Origin of the sequence: Acetobacter malorum, from assembly GCF_001580615.1 — a bacterium.
GTDB classification, from domain to species: Bacteria; Pseudomonadota; Alphaproteobacteria; order Acetobacterales; family Acetobacteraceae; genus Acetobacter; species Acetobacter malorum.
Genome location: NZ_LHZC01000046.1, coordinates 41,036 through 63,168, shown reverse-complemented (window position 1 = coordinate 63,168; position 22,133 = coordinate 41,036). Strand labels below are relative to the sequence as shown.

General features: G+C 53.6%; 25 protein-coding genes and 1 other RNA gene. 13 read left to right on the top strand and 13 right to left on the bottom strand.

Annotated elements, in window-relative coordinates; all coding sequences use genetic code 11:
- Nucleotides 1-231: 231 nt before the first annotated feature.
- Together AD930_RS17725 and AD930_RS06500 are read right to left on the bottom strand one after the other, a co-directional pair.
- Complete coding sequence (locus AD930_RS17725; RefSeq protein ID WP_156476893.1) at nucleotides 232-1,608, bottom strand: hypothetical protein; 1,377 nt, start codon at nucleotides 1,606-1,608, stop codon at nucleotides 232-234.
- Nucleotides 1,609-1,961: 353 nt separating this feature from the next.
- Nucleotides 1,962-2,699 carry a hypothetical protein gene (locus tag AD930_RS06500; RefSeq protein ID WP_061505571.1) on the bottom strand — a complete coding sequence of 246 codons (738 nt, stop codon included), beginning with the start codon at nucleotides 2,697-2,699 and terminating at the stop codon, nucleotides 1,962-1,964.
- Between the two features lie 143 nt (nucleotides 2,700-2,842).
- Between AD930_RS06500 and AD930_RS06495 the strand changes: the two genes are divergently transcribed.
- Together AD930_RS06495 and AD930_RS06490 are read left to right on the top strand one after the other, a co-directional pair.
- Complete coding sequence (locus tag AD930_RS06495; RefSeq protein ID WP_156476892.1) at nucleotides 2,843-3,958, top strand: hypothetical protein; 1,116 nt, start codon at nucleotides 2,843-2,845, stop codon at nucleotides 3,956-3,958.
- Between the two features lie 53 nt (nucleotides 3,959-4,011).
- A complete protein-coding gene (locus tag AD930_RS06490) occupies nucleotides 4,012-4,782 on the top strand; it encodes a hypothetical protein (protein ID WP_156476891.1) in 771 nt (256 codons plus the stop codon).
- A gap of 30 nt (nucleotides 4,783-4,812) precedes the next feature.
- Here AD930_RS06490 and AD930_RS06485 read toward each other — a convergent pair whose 3' ends face one another.
- Together AD930_RS06485 and AD930_RS06480 are read right to left on the bottom strand one after the other, a co-directional pair.
- Entirely contained in the window at nucleotides 4,813-5,706 is an 894-nt protein-coding gene (locus tag AD930_RS06485; RefSeq protein WP_061505568.1) for a radical SAM family protein, read from the bottom strand.
- 175 nt (nucleotides 5,707-5,881) lie between these two features.
- Nucleotides 5,882-6,673: a hypothetical protein gene (locus AD930_RS06480; protein WP_061505567.1), complete on the bottom strand. Its 792-nt coding sequence runs from the start codon at nucleotides 6,671-6,673 to the stop codon at nucleotides 5,882-5,884.
- Nucleotides 6,674-6,967: 294 nt separating this feature from the next.
- Here AD930_RS06480 and AD930_RS06475 point away from each other — a divergent pair, with 294 nt between their 5' ends.
- The 4 genes from AD930_RS06475 (at nucleotide 6,968) to AD930_RS06460 (ending at nucleotide 10,140) form a co-directional block, all read left to right on the top strand.
- Nucleotides 6,968-7,690 (top strand): hypothetical protein, encoded by a 723-nt coding sequence (locus AD930_RS06475; protein ID WP_061505566.1) that lies wholly within the window; start codon nucleotides 6,968-6,970, stop codon nucleotides 7,688-7,690.
- A gap of 151 nt (nucleotides 7,691-7,841) precedes the next feature.
- Nucleotides 7,842-8,774, top strand: coding sequence for a hypothetical protein (locus tag AD930_RS06470; RefSeq protein WP_061505565.1), 933 nt, complete (start codon nucleotides 7,842-7,844; stop codon nucleotides 8,772-8,774).
- A gap of 94 nt (nucleotides 8,775-8,868) precedes the next feature.
- A complete protein-coding gene (locus AD930_RS06465; RefSeq protein WP_167375146.1) occupies nucleotides 8,869-9,675 on the top strand; it encodes a recombinase family protein in 807 nt (268 codons plus the stop codon).
- Between the two features lie 3 nt (nucleotides 9,676-9,678).
- Nucleotides 9,679-10,140 (top strand): hypothetical protein, encoded by a 462-nt coding sequence (locus AD930_RS06460; protein ID WP_156476890.1) that lies wholly within the window; start codon nucleotides 9,679-9,681, stop codon nucleotides 10,138-10,140.
- Nucleotides 10,141-10,154: 14 nt separating this feature from the next.
- Here the strand turns inward: AD930_RS06460 and AD930_RS06455 are convergent, their stop codons facing one another.
- The 3 genes from AD930_RS06455 to AD930_RS06445 all read right to left on the bottom strand — a co-directional run bounded on the left by AD930_RS06455 (nucleotide 10,155) and on the right by AD930_RS06445 (nucleotide 12,189).
- A complete protein-coding gene (locus tag AD930_RS06455) occupies nucleotides 10,155-10,844 on the bottom strand; it encodes a hypothetical protein (protein WP_061505562.1) in 690 nt (229 codons plus the stop codon).
- 64 nt (nucleotides 10,845-10,908) lie between these two features.
- Nucleotides 10,909-11,610, bottom strand: coding sequence for a hypothetical protein (locus AD930_RS06450; RefSeq protein WP_061505561.1), 702 nt, complete (start codon nucleotides 11,608-11,610; stop codon nucleotides 10,909-10,911).
- Between the two features lie 111 nt (nucleotides 11,611-11,721).
- On the bottom strand, nucleotides 11,722-12,189 hold the full coding sequence (locus AD930_RS06445) for a hypothetical protein (protein WP_061505560.1): 468 nt from the start codon (nucleotides 12,187-12,189) through the stop codon (nucleotides 11,722-11,724).
- Nucleotides 12,190-12,267: 78 nt separating this feature from the next.
- Here AD930_RS06445 and ssrA point away from each other — a divergent pair.
- Both ssrA and AD930_RS06435 read left to right on the top strand, forming a co-directional pair.
- Nucleotides 12,268-12,680: a transfer-messenger RNA gene (ssrA, locus tag AD930_RS06440) on the top strand.
- A 115-nt stretch (nucleotides 12,681-12,795) separates the two neighbouring features.
- On the top strand, nucleotides 12,796-13,263 hold the full coding sequence (locus tag AD930_RS06435) for a hypothetical protein (protein ID WP_156476889.1): 468 nt from the start codon (nucleotides 12,796-12,798) through the stop codon (nucleotides 13,261-13,263).
- 214 nt (nucleotides 13,264-13,477) lie between these two features.
- Here AD930_RS06435 and cas6f read toward each other — a convergent pair whose 3' ends face one another.
- From cas6f to AD930_RS06415, 4 genes are read right to left on the bottom strand one after another with little or no spacing between them, the layout of a single operon-like run.
- Nucleotides 13,478-14,044 carry a type I-F CRISPR-associated endoribonuclease Cas6/Csy4 gene (cas6f, locus tag AD930_RS06430; protein ID WP_167375145.1) on the bottom strand — a complete coding sequence of 189 codons (567 nt, stop codon included), beginning with the start codon at nucleotides 14,042-14,044 and terminating at the stop codon, nucleotides 13,478-13,480.
- A 10-nt stretch (nucleotides 14,045-14,054) separates the two neighbouring features.
- Nucleotides 14,055-15,101 carry a type I-F CRISPR-associated protein Csy3 gene (gene csy3, locus AD930_RS06425; protein WP_061505557.1) on the bottom strand — a complete coding sequence of 349 codons (1,047 nt, stop codon included), beginning with the start codon at nucleotides 15,099-15,101 and terminating at the stop codon, nucleotides 14,055-14,057.
- A 17-nt stretch (nucleotides 15,102-15,118) separates the two neighbouring features.
- On the bottom strand, nucleotides 15,119-16,117 hold the full coding sequence (gene csy2, locus AD930_RS06420; RefSeq protein WP_082781732.1) for a type I-F CRISPR-associated protein Csy2: 999 nt from the start codon (nucleotides 16,115-16,117) through the stop codon (nucleotides 15,119-15,121).
- Nucleotides 16,114-17,376, bottom strand: a complete 1,263-nt coding sequence (locus tag AD930_RS06415; protein WP_061505555.1) for a type I-F CRISPR-associated protein Csy1 — start codon at nucleotides 17,374-17,376, stop codon at nucleotides 16,114-16,116. Before AD930_RS06415 ends, csy2 begins: the two co-directional genes overlap by 4 nt.
- 240 nt (nucleotides 17,377-17,616) lie before the next feature.
- Between AD930_RS06415 and AD930_RS18485 the strand changes: the two genes are divergently transcribed.
- Nucleotides 17,617-18,111 carry a DUF6283 family protein gene (locus AD930_RS18485; protein WP_082781731.1) on the top strand — a complete coding sequence of 165 codons (495 nt, stop codon included), beginning with the start codon at nucleotides 17,617-17,619 and terminating at the stop codon, nucleotides 18,109-18,111.
- Here AD930_RS18485 and AD930_RS06410 read toward each other — a convergent pair.
- Both AD930_RS06410 and AD930_RS06405 read right to left on the bottom strand, forming a co-directional pair.
- Nucleotides 18,077-19,204, bottom strand: a complete 1,128-nt coding sequence (locus tag AD930_RS06410; protein WP_208598579.1) for a hypothetical protein — start codon at nucleotides 19,202-19,204, stop codon at nucleotides 18,077-18,079. The two genes, AD930_RS18485 and AD930_RS06410, sit on opposite strands and share 35 nt — an antisense overlap.
- Before the next feature lie 41 nt (nucleotides 19,205-19,245).
- Nucleotides 19,246-19,773: a hypothetical protein gene (locus AD930_RS06405; protein WP_061505554.1), complete on the bottom strand. Its 528-nt coding sequence runs from the start codon at nucleotides 19,771-19,773 to the stop codon at nucleotides 19,246-19,248.
- A gap of 257 nt (nucleotides 19,774-20,030) precedes the next feature.
- On the opposite strand from AD930_RS06405, the gene AD930_RS06400 reads away from it, so the two are divergent.
- From AD930_RS06400 to AD930_RS06385, 4 genes are all read left to right on the top strand, one after another.
- A complete protein-coding gene (locus AD930_RS06400) occupies nucleotides 20,031-20,267 on the top strand; it encodes a hypothetical protein (RefSeq protein WP_156476888.1) in 237 nt (78 codons plus the stop codon).
- 86 nt (nucleotides 20,268-20,353) lie between these two features.
- Nucleotides 20,354-20,920, top strand: a complete 567-nt coding sequence (locus AD930_RS06395) for a hypothetical protein (protein WP_156476887.1) — start codon at nucleotides 20,354-20,356, stop codon at nucleotides 20,918-20,920.
- Nucleotides 20,917-21,438: a hypothetical protein gene (locus AD930_RS06390; RefSeq protein ID WP_061505551.1), complete on the top strand. Its 522-nt coding sequence runs from the start codon at nucleotides 20,917-20,919 to the stop codon at nucleotides 21,436-21,438. Before AD930_RS06395 ends, AD930_RS06390 begins: the two co-directional genes overlap by 4 nt.
- Nucleotides 21,435-21,815, top strand: a complete 381-nt coding sequence (locus tag AD930_RS06385; protein ID WP_061505550.1) for a hypothetical protein — start codon at nucleotides 21,435-21,437, stop codon at nucleotides 21,813-21,815. The genes AD930_RS06390 and AD930_RS06385 overlap by 4 nt, the downstream gene beginning before the upstream one ends.
- Nucleotides 21,816-22,133: the final 318 nt, after the last annotated feature.

Genomic DNA, 22,133 nt, shown 5'->3' with positions numbered 1-22,133 from the left:
ACGCAGTCAAATGTCCTAATGACCGTGAACGTGATTACCAGCGGTCCTGCCATGGAATACGTCTATCCTTTCGATCTCGAACACCCCCACCACTCCAGGCATATCACGGCCTGCGAGAAGATCCCTGACGATCTGATTGTTCGTCTAAGGACCCTCTCTAAAATGGCCTTAATCCAGGGGGGGGTATCCTGGAATGCGATCTTCAGAAGGCAGCACCATCCCTTGAGGATCTTACCCCGGCGTTGTCTTACTCTCCATGATATTGCCTTTTCTGCCGATAGAAAGAATATCGCTGAGCGTCATTACGGGCATGCCAACCATAAGCTCTGGAGCCGGTTCTGCCGCCAAAGAAGCAAGATGCAGCATCGCTGATCGGATGGTGGAAGCCTGTCGGCGGAGGGCTGCGTCAAAGTGTTGAACTTCGCAACCAAATGCCATGGCACTGTCCAGGTCCATGTCACATAAAATACCGTAAGATGCCCAGCGCCCAATGCTTCCGAAGGACCGATCATCACCCGGAATGTTGATACCAGGGCGTGTCGCCCTGGTAGAGAGACGACCAGCGAGATAGGTAAAGAAGCGGACGTCTCGTTCAGTTGGCCAGTTCCTTGAGACTAGCCGATCTGAAGACTGATACTGGTCATACAGCGCGTAAATCGCGCTATCTGAAAGAGCGGAGAGATCTGGGTATGATTTTCGCAGCTCACGCAGATCTTCTGCATCATCCTGGTCAAAATTCCAGCCCTCCGAAAACTCAGCATTTAGTCGCTCCAAAATTTCCGGATGCCCCGTGAGTTTCTGTGCCAGAGCGTCTTCACTACCATCGGCCCTGAACATGGCTCTGATCGCACCAGATGTTTCTGACAGCCAATCATTTTCAATTGCGCGGAGCTTGTCGAAAAAGGTCTTCCCGACCGGTGGATAGCCGCTTCTGAACTCAACTGCTCGATCCAGTTCCGGCTGTTGAGCAATCGTGAGCGCCTGCATCAGTTCGCCCCCATCTGAAACATTCACCCGAGACGAAGAAGGGATCGAAGGGATCTCTGGCTTCGGCGGAAGATGTTCCAGGCCAAGAGGGTGCAAGAGGATCAGATCCTGCCCTCGATAGTTGAATTTTTGGCCAGCAAAGCCTTGATTGCGCTCAGAAGAATGAGGAAGCTCTTCATTCCAGACGCCACCAAGAAGTATGGCAGACATGGCCGGACACATGGACTCTGCATCAGGAAAAATCTCGGGAATCCTCGCCTGGAAGGGGGCATGCACGAGACAGCGCTCACCGATATTTGCGACTGGATCGCCGTAATTGATCCGATAAGGGACTGGGACTATCCCGTATTCAAGGATCGCGTTGGAAGGTGAGATTATTGCCTGAGGCAGAAGGTCTTTGGCGATGCTCCGAATATCTTTATCCGGCGCGGCGTTCGCAGCCCTGCTGTGGCTGACCAACTGAAGAAGTTTCCCGAACACAAAAACCCTTCCATCACGCTGGACGGCGAACGTGCTCTTCGGAATCCCATCAATATCAAGCAACTTTTTCTTCAGGTCTTCTCTTTCCCGAGCGTAATGGCCAAATTCGTCGAATACAACCAGAGAGGGGGGAGCTGTCATGAAATCCAGACTTTCAATGAGGTTAGGATAGCTGCGCGGGACCGCGGTGGCTTGCTGTATCCTGGAGAGGGGCAAGATCAATCACAGATCGACCTTTATTTCTGGTCATAAAATCATAAAGATCATCGACACTCACATCGAGAACCACAGTGGTTGGGGAACGATTTTGATGGCTGGGGCCTGACCATTCGTCGTGGCTCATGAATATGATACTGCAGCGATTGCGCAGGACTTCCTGGGCTGTCCATGAAGTGGTGATGAAGCTCCTGCCCGCAGAGGTTAATTTTATCGCGGTCATATTCCGATCTGTCCGTGCAAATTTTAATTTACCGTTGATGCATATGGTAAATTTGTCAAGACTCTTTGAGTTTTTTGAGCCGAGATGCAACCAGACAGGAGAACAGTCGCTCCGTGCCCACCCCCTCAGTCACGGCGCTTTCCTGTTCAGGCTTATCTTTGAGGTATTGGGCCACGGCGCGCTCGCAAGAACTGACATATTCGCGGTAAAGAGCGCGCATCTCGCTTTTGCGCGTTCCGGCGAACTCCTCGTATTCATCGAATGAAGGTGGCTTGGGAATGTTCACGCCAAAAACTCGGGCGCGCAGGTAAAGTCTTTTCTGGAACTTTTTGGGAATTTTTTGGGAATTCATGTTCCAGGTTGAGCCAAGGGATATGGCGTCGAGCTCCATATCAGAGATCGGCTCTTTCCACCCCCCCAGTTCCACTATTGGCTGCATCACCGTCTCAAAAGCACCGCATCGCCGACAAAAGCACCCTCCGTTCGCATATGGCTTGTCGCCGACCACGCGGTGCCGGCTCCGCCCCCACTGGTGCCCTCCGTGAGACTTGCACTCAAAGAACTTTTCCCACTGGGCGAAAGCATTGTCCTCGGCGTCAGCGATGGTAGCTCCTTCTCCCCGAATAAAGCCGGCCGTACCATCACGCGGAAAGGCCTCGAAGAAGGCGGTGTTGTAGCTCTTGCCCTCTCCGAAAACCAGGCCATGGTCGCCCCACTGGACATGAGCCTGATCAGGCCACTCTCGCCTTGGCTTATAGGGATGCCCAGTTAAATGAGAGCGGATGATCGCCATAAGACATATTTCTTTCGTGCTAACCTGTTCGGATCACGTTTTGGCCTTGCCCGTATGTCCCTTGCAAGGCTTTTCTATATAATTCCAAGGATAGCTTAAAGCTGAAGCGCCCGGCGCGCGGGTCCAAGGTAAAGGTATGACTGATGTCTCAGGTTAGCAGAAAAATCGGCCCTTATATGTATGATCGCCCCGAAGACAACGTCACAGTGACGTTCGAGGGCGGCAGGTCTTTCTCAGTGGTCCAGAGTTCGGCCTACAACCAAGGCATTGTCGGATCAGAGATCAATGGCATCGTTGTTCTCGATAATGACAACAGCCGGGTCATTCTGGATCGGCACATGCAGGGGGTACCCGCAGGCGTCCAGAGCATAGAGCTTGAGCGCATCACTAAGCTTGGCTGGAAAGATTTTTCACAGTTCTGCAGAGATCATCCGCGCTACCGTGAGGGCGCAGCGCCCGATATTGATCGCGGTGCAGCTTCACCCGACATGCCGGATCTTATCGCCCAGGGCATCGCTCGCGGCCGCTACGTGGGGCCACGCACCCCGATTGACCTGCTTCCGGAAATGAAGCGGTGTAACGATCCGGCATCTGAGGCTCCTTACAAGTTTCCTCTGGAATCTCGTGAAGATATCATCGTTGCCTTGGGGCAGCATAGTTTTCATGACGCAGGCGGGCAGCGTGACTACTGCCTTTCCTGGGATATCAAGGCTTACAACTTCGACGCAACCGGAAAGTTGGATGGCGAAGATCCTGTGGATGCTCGTCCTGTGGATGCTCGATATGACGACGCGTGGGAAGCCTATGTCTCTCAGGCTGACGTCTTCAGTCAGGCCTGCGAAAATGCCCTGTGCATGTATAAGGAAAAGGAATACACAACCTATACGGGCGATGATCAGGGCGACTATGAATTCACCACAGCAGGCCGGTCTGGCGGTCATCTGGTCCTGACGAATTGGGACGGCAACACGCCTTCCGATCCTGCCTCAAAAGCTATACCTCTTTCTTTCTATGACCGGACCGATTTTGTCGAGTGGCTGAAAGACCTGCCGGATACATCTCTGGTGAAGCTTTACAAGCTGGTTACGTGTCTGGATGAAGATCTCAAGCCTGAGAACATCAAGTGCGAGATGGATTTTCAGTTCTCTGCCATACGCCATGGAATGGAAGAGGAATGGAAATTGGGCGAACCTCTTCCGAACGGCGTTGGGCCAATAGAGCCTGAACTCGAAGAAGAATCTCCTGAACCCTCCCTGTAACGCCAAACACCTCCTCATTCGCGTTGAATGGGGAGGTGAAAAGCAAAATGGTCATGTTCCAGAAAAAATTCGCATCCCGGACAAAGAATTTTCGGCGCAAAGGGCCTCAGAAGAAGCCTGTTCATCCCATTCAGGCTGCAGCTAAATGGCGCCCTCACTTCTCTGGCTCATATGACTGGCGAGATCATTCCGGTCAGGCCACTGCTGTCGAAAATATGCCCGATGGGTTCATTATTATCGACGACATGAATATTTCCGGTTACCCCGGCCGCAGGCTGCCGCAAGGTCTTATGGTCGGACAGTGGGCTCAGCTCAGCGGGTCCGGCGTCGCCTGCCTGCCTGATCGAATGGAGGTGTTCGGATCATTTATGATGTCTGATGCCGAACACATTGAGCACGTCGGAAGCGGCGTGAAATTCCATGAATATGCGAAGCTTCAGAATCTGCCGAAATTACAACGGATCGGGGATGGCTTCTCGGTCAGGAAATGGCTGGAACTGCGTGATTGCCCGGCTCTGGAGTATCTCCCGGACAATATTTTTGTCGGCAACGTCTTACGGATAGAAGGGTGCCAGAACCTTCGTAAACTGCCAAAGGGCATGACGGTCGGGTGCCTGGAAATCATAAATTGCCCGAACATCGAAGCAATCCCAGACGATATAGAGTTCGTCGGTACCGGCTTGCTGCGAGATAAGGTGAGAGTGAAGGATTGCGGCAATCCTGATCTGATGATCCCAGAAACCTATTTTGAGCGCGATCTCGTAAGGTATCTGCCTCACCCTCATCCCGCGGCGCCAGATCTCTCCGGCCCGACGCCTTTGTGAGTGCTACCCGTTCGGAGGGTATGCCGGCCCTCAGGGAACGAACATGCCGCATGAAGCATAGACGTCAGGGCCGACACGCGGGACAATCTTCCCTCGCCCTCCACCTGTCAGTCGATTGGACATCCTCTCAAAGAGCGCCTCCAGCTTCTCTTCTTCCGGCTCACACCCGTATTTGGGGGCTGCTGGATTGTATCTGACGAGGTTAAAGCGGGCGCGTATCCCTCTTTTATTGACCGCATCGACAATGGCATCAACATCATTAAAACTGTCGTTCTCGTTCTTGATGAAGGCCTGGTGCAGAACGAGGATGCTGCCTGTAAGCTTCTGGCTTTCGGCTATCATGTCCAGCGCCCGTTCCGGAGGCATGGCGCGAGGCAGCCAGCGCTTCCTGAAGGACGGGTCCAGAGAGTAGAGGGAATAGTAAAGCTGGACCCCTTGCAGGGCTGTGAAGTCATCGACCTCCCCCTTGTAGCCCTCCGGCATGATGCTGGAGATCTTGAACTTGGCCTCCAGACCGAACTCATTACTCAGTTCAACGAGACTGGCATGCAGGCGGGAAAACTCTTTTGGAGCCGTGAGGCATGGATTTTCCAGAGGCTCTCCCCTGGCCATGAAATTGAAGTGGACCCGCGCAGCCCGTACCGCTCCAGGCCTTGAAAGTGCCTGGCGATAGTCATCAAATACCAGCCGGGCCTGCTCCATATAATCATCGTAGGATGAGGGTCGCATCATGGTCTGACCGGTGGTGGTCAGGTGGCAGAAGCGGCATGCCTTAGAACAGCCAGTGTGCGAACTGAGGTAGCAGATGAAATAATCATTCACACGGCGGACGAAGCGCGCTTCGTAGTATCCTCCATCCGCCTGAGGGATGACATGATTGATGGACTGATCGACGGAGGAAGTCATGGTCATCGGGGTCGGCATCAGTAGGCTTCCACGCAAACAAGTCTCTGTATCCTCTTAGAGCCTTCCGCAGCGGCACTTCTGCGCCTGTTCCCGAACGACATATTCTCATGTCGAGGGCACGCGCCATTAGCTTTGTGAGGCTTGCAAAGCAAACATCCGGCCAGCCTGTTTTTCGGTCTTTTTCTTTTAAAATTCATGACTTGAACCTCGCTTCTAAGAGATCGTCTGAACTTGCCTCAGCGATAGCACCAGTTCGTCGCAGCGCCATGATCGCGAAGTCTCTCTTGCGGGAGGGCGAGGTGTGACCCGACCCGGAAAGCCATTCATTGAAGGTTCCGTTCATTCCGCTGGGATGAGTGAGATGAACCCATGTCGCGCCGGCCGCTGAATAAGAAACGGGATTGATGTCTTGGAAGGTATCCGGGTGGATCGACCTCATCAGGTCCTTACATGCCTTGACGTAAGCGGTGCCGGTGCCGAGCATGACAACGACCGCAACGCTTGTGGGAAGGTCAGTAAGGTAGCGCCTGGCGCATGTATCAATGACGCTTTTGACAGGCTCCCTGAAGGCCTGGGTCATCACAGCCCCAGAGCATTCATATCGACCAGTTTTGCCGTTCAGTCGGGAAAGGCTGCAGCGCACGAGGGAGCCAAAGGCAAAATCCAACTCCGTAGCCTCAAACCTTTCGTCAGGCGTTCTGGCGGGATCGGACGGAGTGACAAGGCCTACTCTGCGGAGGGCAGCCTCCAATCTACTCCGAATCTTCTTGAACGGGACATCTTCGAACCGGCCATCTTTGAAGGCATTAGCCTGGGTGAAGCCTTTCGAGAAACCGAGGACAATTACTCTCGGCTCTGAAGCGCCCCATGCTCCAGGATCATTAACGACGTGCCAATCGCCGATGTCGATTTCACGGGCTGTTTTATCCTTAAAGCAGGCTTTGCACGTAATTTGTCCATGTTTTGGAAATGTCTTATCTTCCATAGGGGCGCATGCTTCCTCGAAAGGGTATGATCCCTGTCGCAATCTTTCAGCATGCCTGTATCATGGTTCACACTAATTTCCCACATTCCGGTAAGGATAAAAATCAGAATTATGCTGAAGGACGCGCCGCGAGAATTCTGAGCAAGATTGTTGGTTTTTGATGGACTGGCTAAAAAACGCTTTGAAAAAAGAGGGTTTTTCCATAGCTTTCCCAGGCCTGTCTTTGGATTGGCCCGCCTCGACAAACACTTTCCACTAGGAACGCAATTTGTGCTGAAAAAGTCTCTTTTATCCATGGCGAGCCTTTTGGCTTTTGCCCATCATGCCAGTGCCACACAAATCTCCAGATCAACTCCCCTGCTCTTCTCCGCCCGAGCTGGGACCCTGGGGATAGGACCAGAAGTTGAATATCACAAGCGCAACACGCATTGGGGGGTAAGAGGCGATTTCGATTATTACGCCGTCAGCATCTCTGACATCAGGCGGGACCATGCGAACTTCTCTGCAGTCGGACCCGGTTATACCGAAGAGGGGCACGTCACCGCGACTTACGGGGGGCATGCCAAGCTGATTAACGGCAGTATTCTGGGGGATTATTATCCATGGAGCAAATCTGCTTTCCGTCTGACAACCGGCGTCATCTTTAGCGGAAGCTTCATATCTGGGAAAGGCATTGGCCACGCCACAGGCTCCATGACCGCACGAATGGGGACGAGGCCCTTTGACATTCCTAATGCCGGATATGTAGCAGTAAAGGCCCATTACGCTCCGGCAGCTCCCTACTTTGGCCTTGGGTTCAGCTCTCAGATAGCTGGGAATTTCTATGCAAATCTGGATGCGGGTGTGATGATTCATGATAACGCAAGCGTATCGCTTGCACCGGGGGGCATGATGAACCAGTTCCCCAAGGCCTATGCCCGGCTGCATGATGCTGCTTATAAACGCATTCGCAACTACATGGATGACCGGCTACCAGTCTACCCGGTTGTCATGCTGGGCTTCGGATACAGAATTTGACCTGATTAACACAGGGAAATATCTGTTCTGAAATTGCATTTAAAAGTGTAAACCACATTGACACGGCTCCCCATCGTTCGTATTATCCTTGTCATGACATGGAGAAAATCTTTTCCATGCTATGCAATTTTAAAGAACGATGGATAGTCCGATGGCTTTTATCTCCCGCGCCTCCTCTGTTATTGCCCTCGCCCTGATGGGTGGTCTTGCGGCCTGCTCCTCCGGCGAAAGCGGTAACACTGAGCCAGTGAACATGGGTCAGTTCCATGCAGGCGACGACCGCTTCAATGTCATTAGCGCCGTAGGCCAGCCCATGGGGACTGTGAAGCACCTCGGTCGGGCATGTGATATTTATCGGCTCTACACGGCCGGACTTAGCGCTGGCGGCCGGGCCGGCGTGAAAGCTGCGGAGGTCGTAACTTCTATCGCAACACTGGGGCTGGCGCAGGCTGTGTGGGCGCCCGTCAATGCTGGCTCGCACCCCAACCAGCACACAGTGCTGTTCTGCTATGCCTCCAACAATCAGTTGGTTGAGATTTACGACAAAAACCCGACGAATTCTCGCAAGCCCGTCGTGAAGGTGATCAACAAGGCGCTCTATACCACCCCCGCTAACGGTTCTGCCGACGAAGGCGCGTCCATTGATGCTGAGGCCACCAGCGCTATGCTCCCGGCTGCATCCGCCACTACTGCTGGCGGGGTTACGTCCGTGAACCCTCCAGCACCGGCTGATCTGGCGCCTGCGCCGATTACCGTCCAGCCCGAAACGCTTGTGCCTGATGGTGTGAAAATCGATCATGTTACGACCGACCCGACCACAGGCCAGAAGACCATCTATGAAAAGGCGGCAACACCCGCTTCCACCGATGCTGCCGGCAATATCTCTCTCGACAATGTTTCGCGGGAGGCCATTAACGGCACTGATCAGGTGAAAACGGGTCAGGTTGTTATCCCGCAGAATGCGACCGCCGATGATCTCAACAGCCTGAGCGGTCAGAAAGCGGCGCAGGCCAACAAGCCGGCCCTCGGCGCGGCCGCTGCGCTGACCCCCACTCCGTCCGAAAGTGTCCCTGACGCGAATTAAGGGCATTGATCTACCCCCTCTTGCTCTGTCGGCAAGAGGGGGTAACGTCGCCTAGTGATGCGGTCGACGCAAAATGCTGCTTCAGGGTATGGTTATGGAAAAACAAGAACTTGCTTCCCGTCATTCTGAATGTGCAAAATTTGGGTATGTAAGGCCTGCTCAGGACGATCCGTCCTGCGTCAAACAGATCAGAGAAATCGTAGCCCGAACAGCGATCAGCGAAGAATGCATTCTCGTTGAAAAACAGATCCTTCCGCCCGAAACGCGTCCAGCATGGATCGCAATGCGCAAAAAGCTCAAGGCGGGCGATGAGGTTATAGTCTGTGATCTGGGCCGACTGGGCCGAGATGCTGCGGAAGTTTTGAGTTCCGTAGCATCCATTGCCGCTGCTGGCTGTTCGCTGTGTGTGCTGGACATGCCCGCAAAGCTGAATGACATCCCCCTCTCTAATGTCCTGTCCGTTATTCTCACGCTGGCGAATATCGATAAGGAGCTAAAATCGGAACTGGGTCATGCCCTGTCGATTATGAAACCTCTGGGCGGTCGCGGCGGCTCAAAGCCGATCGTCTCCGACGAACAGATTGCGGAGGGTAGACGGCGCATTAATATGGGTGAATCCGTCACTTCTGTCGCAGCAAGTCTGGGACTGAGCCGCCCTGGCTTTTACAAGCGTTACAAGCGCCTAGAATTGCGACTTGCTGCTGAACAGGGAACGGTGGATGGTAACGACCCCGAATGGCTGAAGACTGTTCCTCAGGAGCAGTTGTCCTATGTGAGCGCTGCAATGGCCAGATGGAATTCCGAGGCGGACGAATTCAATCAGTGGGTTGGACTTTGCTGGTCTGAAAAAGATGACCTCGTTCGCGCCGAATATGAAAAAAACTGTAAAAACAAGAGGTAGGAAATGTCTTCTCAGATATCACGCGAAGACTTTAAATGGCGACACGACACTCAGACTGGTGCGATGGTGGTTGTCCGGAATGATCGGGTTTACGGGGAAATCATTCCGTGGACCGATAAGGACTCTGGAAATCTGACAGGATTCACTGGCAACATTATTCCCCCGAATGGGAGTATGAAGGAATTCATGCCGTCAGAAGGTTTCTGCACCCCTTTAGATAAGGCGAAAGAAGAGGTGGTGACGGAGATTTGCCGCATCCTTGAACAAGTTGTTGGCTCAGTGTCGCCTGACTCTTCAATGACAACAGCCCCTAAAGCCGATAGCAACCCGAAGGCTGCCTCCCCCTGTGGCGTGGTCGAGGTAATGAAGGTGATGCGGTCAGTGATGGATGTGGCTGGGATGACCATTGCGGAGCGCCGCGAAGCGCTTGCAGGGTTGCTTGCCGAAGTTAACGCAACATCGTAACAGCCTCAGCCATTTTAAAGGCTGGGCGCCATCTCAACTTCCACCTCCGTCTCTGGGAGTTCATGGTCCCCTGTTATCAGATCACGCAGTAAAACAGCGCCCTCCACATTAGCAGGGGGCGCGTCTCGTGAGAAAACGGTCCCGTCCGGGCACACGAAGGTATGGTCGTTCCCCAGATAGCTCTCCGGAACCTGTTCGGCGAAACCACGCTCCCCCCTGGCTATCCTGTTCAGGCATTCCATGTAGAGATCGAATGCGGCGTTCTCGTCATCGACGGGGATCACCTGCACAACAAGATGGGTCGGCCAGTATCCGCGTCCATCATTGAAGGGCGCGGCCCCAGGATCTGTCCGCTCTGTATCGCGGTGCAGTCTGCTAAAAGATTTGATGGCGGCGTCCCATTCCTTCTCGGAGTAAGGAACGCCACCCTCGCCAAGCGCCAGCCTCGCCGACGGGGCTGAGCTGGCCCGCTCATCCCTCAAAAGCATTGCCACTTTCTTCCTGATGACGCCTTTCGTGGCCCCATAGGTGTCCTCTGGCGCGACAGGCACATACATTGTGAGGCTCTCTGCGATATCTGGATTGCAGAATGCCCCGTCAAACCGCTTGGAGAAAGCAGCGTTGTCAGTCGCATCGCTGATCCTCCCGATCGCGCGAATAAACAGACGGGGCGCCTCGCGCTCTGCCTCGGCATCCGTGGTCATGATGATATTGCTCCTCTCGACACATCTTGCCTTGGCACATTCGCGCCTGAGGCCCAGCCCCCCCTTAAGCGCCGGGCTTCATATCGCTTTCTACGGCCGGCGCAGGGAGTTCATACTCACCGCTCATCAGGTCCCGGAACGAGATCTCCACCCCGGTATCATACCCAGCCTCATCGGCAGCCTCAGCACGAGAGAAGAGCTTTCCATCAGGACAGAGGAAGGCCGTGTCGTTTTCAAGATAGCTTTCCGGGATCTGCTCAGAGAAGTCACGCTCTCCTCTGGAAAAGCGATCCAGACACTCCATGTAGAGGTCCAGCGCCGCAGACTCATTGTCCACCGGGATGACCTGAACGACCAGATTTGTCGGGCTGTAACCCTCCCCCTCGTTGAATGGAGCGGACTGCACATCCGTCAGTTCTGAGTCCTTGTGGAGCCGACCAAATGCACTGATAGCCGCTTCCCAATCCTCTTTCGAGTAAGGCTTCTTTGTCCCGGTCCCCTCCAAGTTCAAGGGGCCTGCCGGCTCTGGATTAGCCTTTCCTGCCGGAGAAGCAATTTCCACCATATTGCTGATAATATCCTTGGTGTCCTCGAAAGTGTCATCGGGGATGACCGGCACATTCAACAGCAGGCATTGTGAGATATCCGGATCACAGGATGACCCTTCAAATCGTTTGAGATAGGCGCTGTCACTGGCCACATCACTGATCTTTCCGATCACGCGGATGAACAGTCGGTTCTCTTTTTTCTGGTTGGCATTAGTCATAATTCTGGCAGTCCTTTTAGATGCAAGAGGTTAAGTCAGCCCCAGTGAATTTACTGTAACCGACCTAAAGGTTTCCACGGCTTAAAGCCAAATGACGGTTGGGCGTAGAATTCACGGCGCAGCAGACGGGATGTTCTCTGGCGCAACAGTAATCTCCGGCACAAGAAGATGCTCCATGCCGGGGAAATGCCTTGCTATCAAGTTAAAGCCTTCTGGAGACAATCCGACGTAGCCAGAGTCATTCCTCATGTACGGTTCTTCGCAAGGAAAAACCTCATGGATTGCCTCCCTCAGACCATGAGGAATCTGAGCACACGGGTCATTGGCAATCCTATGCAAGAGGGCTGCTTCAGGGACGCTCATCTTCATAATCGAATGGGGCGACCAGAAAGGGGCTTCCTGCTTGAGACGCGCCAGATCATCTTGAGAAAGAGAGGCTGCATCCGGATTGATGCCAGAATCTGAAAGAACTTTTCCAAATCTTTTTGAGCTCTTCGTAAGAGCAGAAAGAATAACCTCCACATCCAGAGAACCGTAGCAGGTAGGCGCTTCGCCCAGATTTACGGCTGAAAAATCCATTATCAAACCCTTTTATCGCATGGTGATCATGTGATCTTTCTTGTATCTGAAAGACATGCATACGACATTCAAATTTTTGGCCTTGCCTACCTTTCCCTATCCTAGTAAAGATTTCTTGCCCGATCTGATCGGGATATGGCGATAAACGAAACGTGGAATAAGCGTTGTGGACCAGGGGGCAGTACCCTGCATCTCCACCAATTTGACAGCACCTCTTCCTGCAAAGGGAGATCGCCTCGTTGTCGGAGGCTTGCCCGTCGGGCGGTGTTTCCATCCTGCATCACTTACCAACTCGGTGAGAGGCGGCAGGACAGTCACGCTGGGGATGAAATAGGCTCGACGCGCGTAGTAAAGACTTTTCCTTCGCTCGGCATGGTACCACCGTTATCGGGCTAAACTTATAAGTGCCAACGACAACAGAGTTGCACTCGCTGCCGTCGCTTGACGGCAAGCGCGGTTCGGGGGGCACCGGGCAACAGAAGCCCCCCACTCAACCACCCACCTCTTTGATCCGACATGACTGCTCAGCGAGTGGATGCAAACTTTGCCTCCAGTCGTCAGGCATGTGTATTCTGGAAGCCAGTCTCTAACCATTAGGTATTATGTATGAGCAGCTTGCCAGCCCTTGTTTCATATATGCCAAGCATATCCACTATTACCCACTTTGCTCAGGCTCACATCCCGCTCCCCGTGATCGCGCTTTATGCGATCCTGACAAGCTTGGAATCATTCGTTCCACCTTTTGTCGGCGCTCTCGCTCTCGTCAGTGTTGTGGTCTATCAGGTTCTCTCGATATTCAAAAAAACAAGCCATCCACCTCTTCCGCCGATCGCATTTATTCGGGGGTGCGTTTCCAGCTTCATAGGGATCTACGTCGTCACCCTGCTTATACTGATCCCAATACGCACCAGTCAGCTAGTGCATTATCTGGCTTTGCCTGCTGACGGAGCCACTCAGGGTAGCAGCTTGACGATGGAAGGCATGAAGCGCCTGAAAGACACTCTGCTTTCGCACGCACCAGATGGATCGGCTACGCAAGCCCCAACCACCACTCACGAGCCTGACACTAAATAGGACGGGCCGGACGCCCCTAACCTTAGCAGACCTCGTTCGGAGAGGTCGTTACAGACGCAAATGAGCACTATAGGTGTTATGGAGCTGATGACACCTATAGCGCGCAACGATGGGGACATCCCACCTACTGAACCTGCCTGAGCGGCAGTGGTCGGTCTGAGCCTCAAAGTTTTGCCTTAACTGCTTGATCAGCAGCAGTTGGCGCAGAGGAGGCTCACCACACAGGAACTGTTACTTCCCGGCTGAAACCATAGCTGGTGATGGCCCCCTCGGTCTGCTCCGGGCACAGATCGGAATGTTCGACGAAGAACCGAATGTTGTTTTGCCCAGTGCTGCGAGAGTTCATCAGGAAGAACGGGAGATCCAATAGCTGACGCTTACTATCAGGGAAGAGCCGCATGGCCTCTTCTGCAGAAACATTCTGAGTCCTGACAATCCGACGCCTGATGCGAGCCGGGCTGCTCTTAGACTGAACACGGCGGACGGTGCAGTGCCCCATAATGTTGTCAGGAACCTCCATAATACCGGAGAAAGAAAAATAATCCTCTAGTCCGTCCTCCACGCCGCCACCCAGGACCAGGTCCAACTCATCGGAGGTGCCGTGGAGGCGAACTATCCCTCCGATATCCTTATCTTTCCTTCCAGGGAAACTCACGCAAACCCGACACGGGAAGTGATGAAGGGAAAGATGGATTAGTTCCATCATCTTGCCGACAATAAACGCATTGTTCATCTCAAAGCTATTCTGAGGAATAACTTTGAATTCGCAGTATTTCTGCAATCTCACGTCCTTAGCCCCCGCGGCTAAAAACGCCGCCACGGATGAGCATGGCGATAACATAGTGCTGATCGTCGACTTCCGGGGCCTCACCGTCCAAAACCCACTTGTCCAGCAGGGTGTAAAAGTCTCGCCCACTCTTTACGTCCCGGTGGGCCACCCCTTCTGAGGTGACAGTGCCATACGTCTCTACAGGGATTGGCGTAGCAGGCGAGAGGTCATGGGGATACCATGTATCGATTGTGCGGATTGCATTCCCGATTTTCTGGGAATGGAAAGCAGCGGCCTTTCCGCCATCATAATCGACAGAATAGAGGATCTTGCTTTTCTTGGCGGAATCCTTCTTCAGGTTCAGTTCCTGTGAAGGGTAGACTTCCTGAGACGTGCCGAGTTGCACAAAGGCTCTGATTTCAAGCAAGCAGCCAAAGGGGTCGCTGAAGCCATCCGCAATGGCATCCGCCAGCATGGAGCAACACTCAGTCGTGCCGCACCCGGCGACCACTCCATTACCGCCAAATTTGTTCAAAGAGTAGGATCTGGCAGAGAAGGCTAGTGGAGCTGCGACAGTGTCGCTTCTTTTAGTAGTGACCATGATGCTGATGTTTTGTGCGCCAACCCGGTTTCGCCAAAGGAACCGTCCATTCGCAATGTTTTCAGCGTAGCGCGATGTAATCACCCCCAGAGAATGTTTCTGGATATACTGCTGAACAATCGACTTCAGTCGTTCTGCGTAGGATCGATCATTGCAGGAGGATGTCTCGCCAATCCCCGGAAGTATGCGCATGCTGAAGGAAACCAGAAGCGTATCAGCCTGGGCTGGGAGAGCTGCAGAATCAACAGTCTGGAGATTAGGACTTTCAATATTCAGTTTTGAGTTTTCTTTGACCCGGTTTGAAATTGTTCCCAGAACAGACTTTTCCATAACGCGGACAGGTCGGAACTTTTCAGGGTGATCCCGCTCCTCCCACTTACCGGCAAAAAATATTGCGTCAGAGACATTTATTTTGCGCTCGACTGACAAAAGAGAGGGGGCAGTTTTTGATGCAGGCTTTTTTGCCATGAAGGTTGTCCTTGTTTTTATTGCGCGGTTTTGAATGAGGCTTCGTAATTGTTCTTGCAGACGAACACGCCATCTGGCTCTTCCGATGACGATGACCAGATGAGATCCTCGATGCTGCCTATCTTGAAAGGCTGCACCCATTCGCCCAGAGAGAAAACACTTTCGACGAAGTGATGGCGCAGAGAGGGGTCGCGGACACCATCAAGCTTTCCTGGACCCGACGCACGGCTTAAACCTGCGAAACCCACTGGGATCGGTGCGATCCAGCTTTCGCGGACACTTCCTCCCCTCTGGACCCATTTTTTCGCGGCGTCCGGACAATATTTCCACTCACGCCGGCATGCCGCCATGATGACATCAAAGCCAGAAGGTGCATGCTCAGCATCGGTGCCAACCCCCTCGGATATGGTGTCCAGAAGGTATTGATGTCGGGAGACCAGCCCAAACCCAGGAGAAAGGGCGTAGCGCAGTTCTGCGAAGGTCGCCTCATTTCCCGCACGGTCAGGCATATGCTTTACAGCCCACGGACGGGTCAGTGAGGCCGGAATGTCGCCCCTTTCGAACATAACCCCGCCAGCCGCACGCATCGTCATAAGCAGATCCCGTATCTTCTGAAGGTCCCGCGTGATGCCGGCCTTCTCAATGGAAAGCCACCTCGGACATTCAACGGCGAAGATCAGACTGACATCCAGGTTGGTTCTGCCTTCTTCAATGATGGGGGCTATCTCACCTTTTGAGGTGAGCGGATTGCGTGATTGGCAGAAACTTCGGATCATGCCTGATCCAGTGCCCGCCCAATATGGTAGAGACTGTTCGCTATGCCTGTGGCAGACCACCCCAACGCCGTGGAACGCGATATCTGACAGAGGGGTCCGCCCCGCCCTCCTGTGCAGGGCCCACATGAGGCCAATAAAGGCCGTTATTGAGGGGAACCCGTGTGTGATCGGACTGGAAATTGCGTTGGCACCAGTGATCGAAACGTGGGGAAGAACGATGTAATGCGTCGTATCGGTCACAGCTCACACTCCTCCAGGCCGGCAGGGCCGACTGTTGAAAGCATCAGATAGCGGGCCGCCCTGCTCGCGAACTCGGAGGGGTTGAACCCTACGCCACCTTCACCCCGGCATGCGGACAGGGCAGAAAGGGAGCTGGCGAAAATTTCAGAAACCATCAGGACGGTGGCGCACCAATCAGACATTTCTCCGCTTCTGCCTGGAGGGTAGCGAAACCATTTTTTCTCCGTCTCAATCAGGGTGCAATCGTCGCTGTTGAACCACTCGGAGGGATGGGACCCCCTTACATCCTCAGAAAAGGAGATGAACCGTCCTATCAGATCATTCTCAACATTTCTTGCCCGCCCCTGCGCGATGGAGTTTTCCTCTGATAAGGCATCCAGCATGTCAGTTACTGCCCGGCTCAGTCTCAGGAACACACTCACTCCGCTTTCCTGGTGGGATAGGGTGACTGGTCTGGCTATAGCGTTCCACGCAGGCGGGATGGATGGCAGGAGGTAGTTTTCTCCGAACCTGCGTGCATTCAGGTAAGAAACGTTATGTGGCTTGCTGCCGCCAATCTGGCGCATTGCCAGACCCGGCATAAGGGAGAAAGAGAGGTCGGATGCCTCACCCTTACGCCACGCAGTCCTGGCCTCCCCATTCGCCTTACTGTTCACCGTCCTGACAGCATGATACACGAATTGGACAACGCAGGATGCGAATACAGGCTGTAGGATGACAAAGTCATCATCTTGCTCGGCCGAAGGCCCCTTGAGCCAGTAAATCTGCTTATCAACTGATGTAGGCGTGCGCTCGTCCGGCTCGGCAACTCCCTCCATAAATCTTTTCGGGTGGTCTATGTAGGTAGATAGGGCGCTTTCAAGACTTTCGTCGCGTCCTATCATCCACTCCGCGACAGATTTATCTTCGACTATGACACTGATAAATGCTGCGACATCCTGTGTTGTCGCATCTGCTGCGACATCAATCGTATAGTTCCGACTTTCCAGAAGTGTGGCAGTGCCAATGTAAGTGTGCCGAGGAGTTTCACGAAGTCGCATCCAGATATTTCTGGACCGAGAAGACGGATGCCCTCCCTTTGCTATGTGCGTTGCCGGGAACACTCTTTTTCCGCGAAGCGCCATGTCAAAAAGGATCTCGGAAATCTGCCTGTGCGAAGCAAAGGCGTCTTCCCGGATAACTTTCTTCTTGCGGAGGCGCTCAGTGGCGAAGGTGCGTATAGCCTCATCGAATGCCACCGTTCTCCTTATGTCATACATCTAGAAACACCTGCTCTCCCTAACGCCCGGACTTATCCTTACTTATCCAGCCCTTTCGGCAAGGTTATTTCCTTTTTTCGCGTATTTTACAAGGACAAAATCGCTTCCAAATAAAGGATAGATAACCCCCAGAATTAAGGCCGCCCCGCCTCCTGCCGCCTTGATGCTCAGGCCTTCATCCTGTATAATCCGTAGCATGTTATTTCGATTTGTTCGTTAGTTACACGGGATTTGATCGCCATGCCAAAACAGGAAATTATTCTCACGCGGCCAGCGGGTGACGACCATCAAGTCGTGACTTTTTCCGTTGAAGGGCGCAGCCGGAAAAAGCAAAAGAAGCCCTGTAAAAATTGTCCGTGGAGAAAAGATCGGGTTGGCAAGTTCCCTGCAGAAGCATTCCGCCACTCAGCGGCCACTGGATATGACATCCCGGAAACAGTGCGGCTGAGTGAGCGCCCCTCCATCTTTGCCTGTCATCAAACCGGACTGGAGGCTCCGTCGACATGTGCAGGCTTCTTGCTGGCGGAATCCTCCCGGCATAATTTGGTGCTGCGCATGTCTAACGAGGATCCCACCGCTGGCGTAGAAGATGGAGGGCACGACCTGTTCGACAACTATTACGATATGGCAGTTGCAAACGGTGTCCCCACAGATGACCCGTGCATCACGCCATGCTGGCGCCCAGGAAATCGCCGAAAGTCTAATAGGACGGAAACTGGGGCTGTGGACCGTTGAGGTGCTCTGTCAGCACCCTTTCTGCTCCAACGTCATCCAAATCCATGTAGTAGGAATCATCCACTATGTGGCCTATTTCTGACGCCGACAGGCCAGCGTCGAGAGCCTGCTGCAAGAGATCCCGATCAAGGCGGTCGTATTTGAAGCCCACCTCCAGAATAGGATGGTCATGAGCATTATTGGCCATAAAGAAGCCGTAGCTAAACCCTTCCGGCGTGACACTTCGAGCGTTCTTGGTCCTCTGGGACTTCCCACCGTATTGGGAGTGCATTTTACTCCCCTCTGACGCCTCGACGGGAGCTATGGGAAGATCTCCGTTGAACCTGCCCCACAGAAGCGTCTTTTTCGTGTATGGCGATCCTATGTGATTTGGGTCGAAAGAGGTCCGCCAATGAGGCAGTCCGGTCAGGTTGCCCAGCCGGCCGACCGGGTTCTCAGCGGCCCAGATGGATGGGCGGAAATACTCGACGGTAGCCCACGTCTGTCTGGCCAGCGCTATGCTTGCCGCGGTGGTGCCATCGGCATCTTTTCGGGCAAAGTGCCTGGCACCTGATGATGCGAAATCCGTGCAGGGAACCGCAGCCAAGATGGCGTATATGCCGCGACCTCCGAAATCCCCGAAATAATCGGCAAAAAACTCCGGAGAGAACTTCATAACGTCTCCCATATCGGGGTCATTCTGAATGTCGAACTGGTAGACGTCGTATCCCGCTTCCCTCCACGGCTTCGACCAGTTCCCTGTATGGTCATAAAGGGACAGGACCACCCTTTCAGAATTTGCGCTCAGAGAGTTCCTGTCTGCCCCCTGCGCGGCCGTATGCTGTTTCCAGCCGTCGATAATGGTCTCAGCCTCGGGAACCTCAAGCAACCTGTTCCCGGCCCGCTGGAATGCCTCAGCTTTCTGCTTGAGGCGAATAATTTCTTCTTTCCCTGGCGCGTCAAATAAATGGTGCGGCTGGAAATCAGGCACCACAGGTTGTGAGCGCAGGCTATCCAGAATCCCGTTAAATGCCTGATCATCTTTGACGTCACAGGAAACCCCGAAATCAAACAGATCGAACTGGGCCTGCTGGATTTTGACTGGAGCGTTCATGGCAATCCCTTACCGTCACAGATGAAGTATTAGATTAAGCCTTAAGGCGAAACGCCTTGGCTCGCCTCCGGTGGCTCCATGTCATCCTCGGGTGAGTAATTCACAACTTTCTGAAGCAGATCTTTGGCCGCCTGTTCGTATTCAGGAAGATCCGGGTGGGTCAGGACGAATGTTCCTCCCATCCCAGGAGAACCTGCCCAGTCGCCGTTATTATCTTTTGCGAATGGATTGATCACCTCGGTTCCCCCGACGCTGTAGAGTGTCGTGAAATCACCGGACATCGCGGCTATATTTGCCGCCGCAACGGTAAACATTGGGATATCCTCAAGCCGCGCCTCCAGCAAAAGGAGAGTGAGAGTTTCGTCGTCCAGGGAGAGAAGGCCCATATCAAAGGACCCATCCGGATTTGGATAGATCTCAATCCGCTCCTCGCAATAACAGTTCACTTCCGGCCCTGGAGGGCACAGGAAAGCCGGGGTATCCTTGAGAAGCAGAACAAAGTCACCTGAGAAGGAATCGTCCTTCCGGTATCCACAGTTCTGCAAGACGGTTGCTGCTCTCTCGTCCATACCCCAATATCCCTTATACCGGCTCTAGCCGTATTGCTGTGATTGAGCGGAATCATATTTATCCATGATGCAAGGGACAAGTTGCACTCCATCATGTGCAATAACCTTGCTGTCAAGGCCAGAAAGAGAGAGATAGCCTTTGATTTGTCCGTTTATTGCTAATGACATTTATTCCTTTTCCATGTAAAATTATCACTGAAATCAGACATCTGGAAACACAATGTTTTCAGACACAGGATAAGCGGCTGAGAGGCATCATGACCCCCGACATTGAAAACGGAAACACAAAAAAAAGCACCCTTATCCATCTTGCTCATTACTTAGGCGTTCTCGCCTCTCTTGCGGTTGCATGCTTCTGTGGGGACCACACTCTCATCCGCTTTGTAAGCATGTGCGTGGCGATTGTTCTGGTGATTGTTCTGTTTGAGGGCGGCGTGACCAAAATGGTCGCATCAGATGCATGGACATCTGAGAAGTGGGATGGCCTTAAATAATGACCAGCACCACTGTCCTTTCCTCCTCATTCCGCGGCGTAACCATCCCTGGAAAGATGATGACCCTCCGGAGGCTTCCTTCCGGGATGCCTGTCCCTAAATTTGCCACCTGGAAAGACGGTGTCCCGGATCTGGCTGTCATGAATCCGGAGTATTTTCGACGGGCGCTGACTGGTCGGCTTTGCTGGATTTGCGGCAATAAGCTCGGGCGGTTCGCCGCGTTTGTGGGCGGCCCAAAATCAGCGGCCTCCGGCCACTATACGGAAGCGCCGTGCCATAAAGAGTGCGCGGAGTTCGCCGCTCAGGTCTGCCCATACATTGTCACCGGCAAAAACATGCGTCGAGCCGTCTCGGCAGAGGTCTGCGAGATGCTGGAGACCGGAGGGGATACGAACAACCCGGAGGTCTTCGGCATTACGATTTCGGATGACTGGTCCTTCGACCGGTCAACGATGCTCTTCTCTCTGCGAAATGTAGTCGAAATCCTGTGGTGGAAACACGGTCGCCCGGCCACGAAAGAGGAGGCCTGCCGGGCCGCAGTTCTTGGGCATGCCGCTGTCGTCGCTCTCGCCGAGCAGCAGGGTCGGCCTCCCTCTACAGTCAGGTCGTTTCTCAAGGACGGTCCATATCCGAAGCAAGTGTCAGCAGCATGACCCCCACCCATTATGGAAATTTCACTGAAAACTTTGTCCGCGAACTAGCTTCTGTTATTGGCGACCGGCGCGTGCTGGAGGTCTATGCTGGTAACGGTTATCTCGCGTCTTTGCTGAGTGAGCGCGGGGTAGACATTATTGCTACGTCACTCCTTGCCTCGCACGACGGTCATGATCTCGGAATGTTCCACGATGTCGAAGAGATCGAAGCGTCAGATGCGGTTCTGAGCTATGCCTCTCAAAGCGATATCCTTCTGATGTCCTGGCCAACCACATCTCCCAATGCCTTCATGTGCGCAAGTCTCTGGGCATGCCTCTTCCCGGAAAAGCCAATCTTCTTCATCGGGGAAATGCCAAACCCCGCAATGGGTCCTTTCGGGGGATTGCCCGGCTGCGCTTCAGACGCGTTCTTCGATGCCATTCAGGCGCAGGAGCCGCTTCCTGGATATGAACCCCGCAACATACTGGACCGCGCAGTCTCCATTACTTCTTTCATCCCCCGGAGTCAGAACTCATGACTGGAACCACCAAACCGCAACATTATCTTGTTCCCGCAGATCTCTCGAAAGAGAAGCAAGAGTCCGCCCGGAGGGCGGTATGCACGGGCGGAGACCCGGACGCCTATGGCGCGGCTATGTGGGACTTTCGCCAGATCCTGCGTGCCGTCGGAACACCGTTAGAGGGCGATCACGCAGAACAGATCGCAGACTTGGCCAGAACCCTGCAGGAGTGCCGCAAGTATATCGGAAAGCTCCATAAAGACTTGCATTCCCAGACACTTGAAAAGCTTGCTGTGAAGGAAGAGTTGCGGGCCATGAGACGCGCGCTTCGGCAGATTCAGGAGTGTCCGACCACATCCGCCCCAGCCAGCGCGACGCGGACCAAGCGGGGATAATATGCCCCTCTTCATTTCCGAGGAGAAGTCTGTCTTTGACGTTTGGTATGCCGATGTGCTGGTCAACACCGTGAATTGTCAGGGAGCAATGGGAGCAGGACTGGCCAAGGCGTTCGTTGAGCGATTTCCTTCTATCTACAGCCCCTATGAAGCCGCTTGCGGGCTTCGGATGAACTGTGACGGCTCGCCCCTGCCCTCATTCGACAGGACACCTAAAAGCCGCTTACCTCAGTGCTTGTGTGAAGGACAATTCGATAGGACGTGCTCCGTACACAGGATGCGGCCGGGTGCGGTACAGGCTGTTCGAGTTGCGCCGGG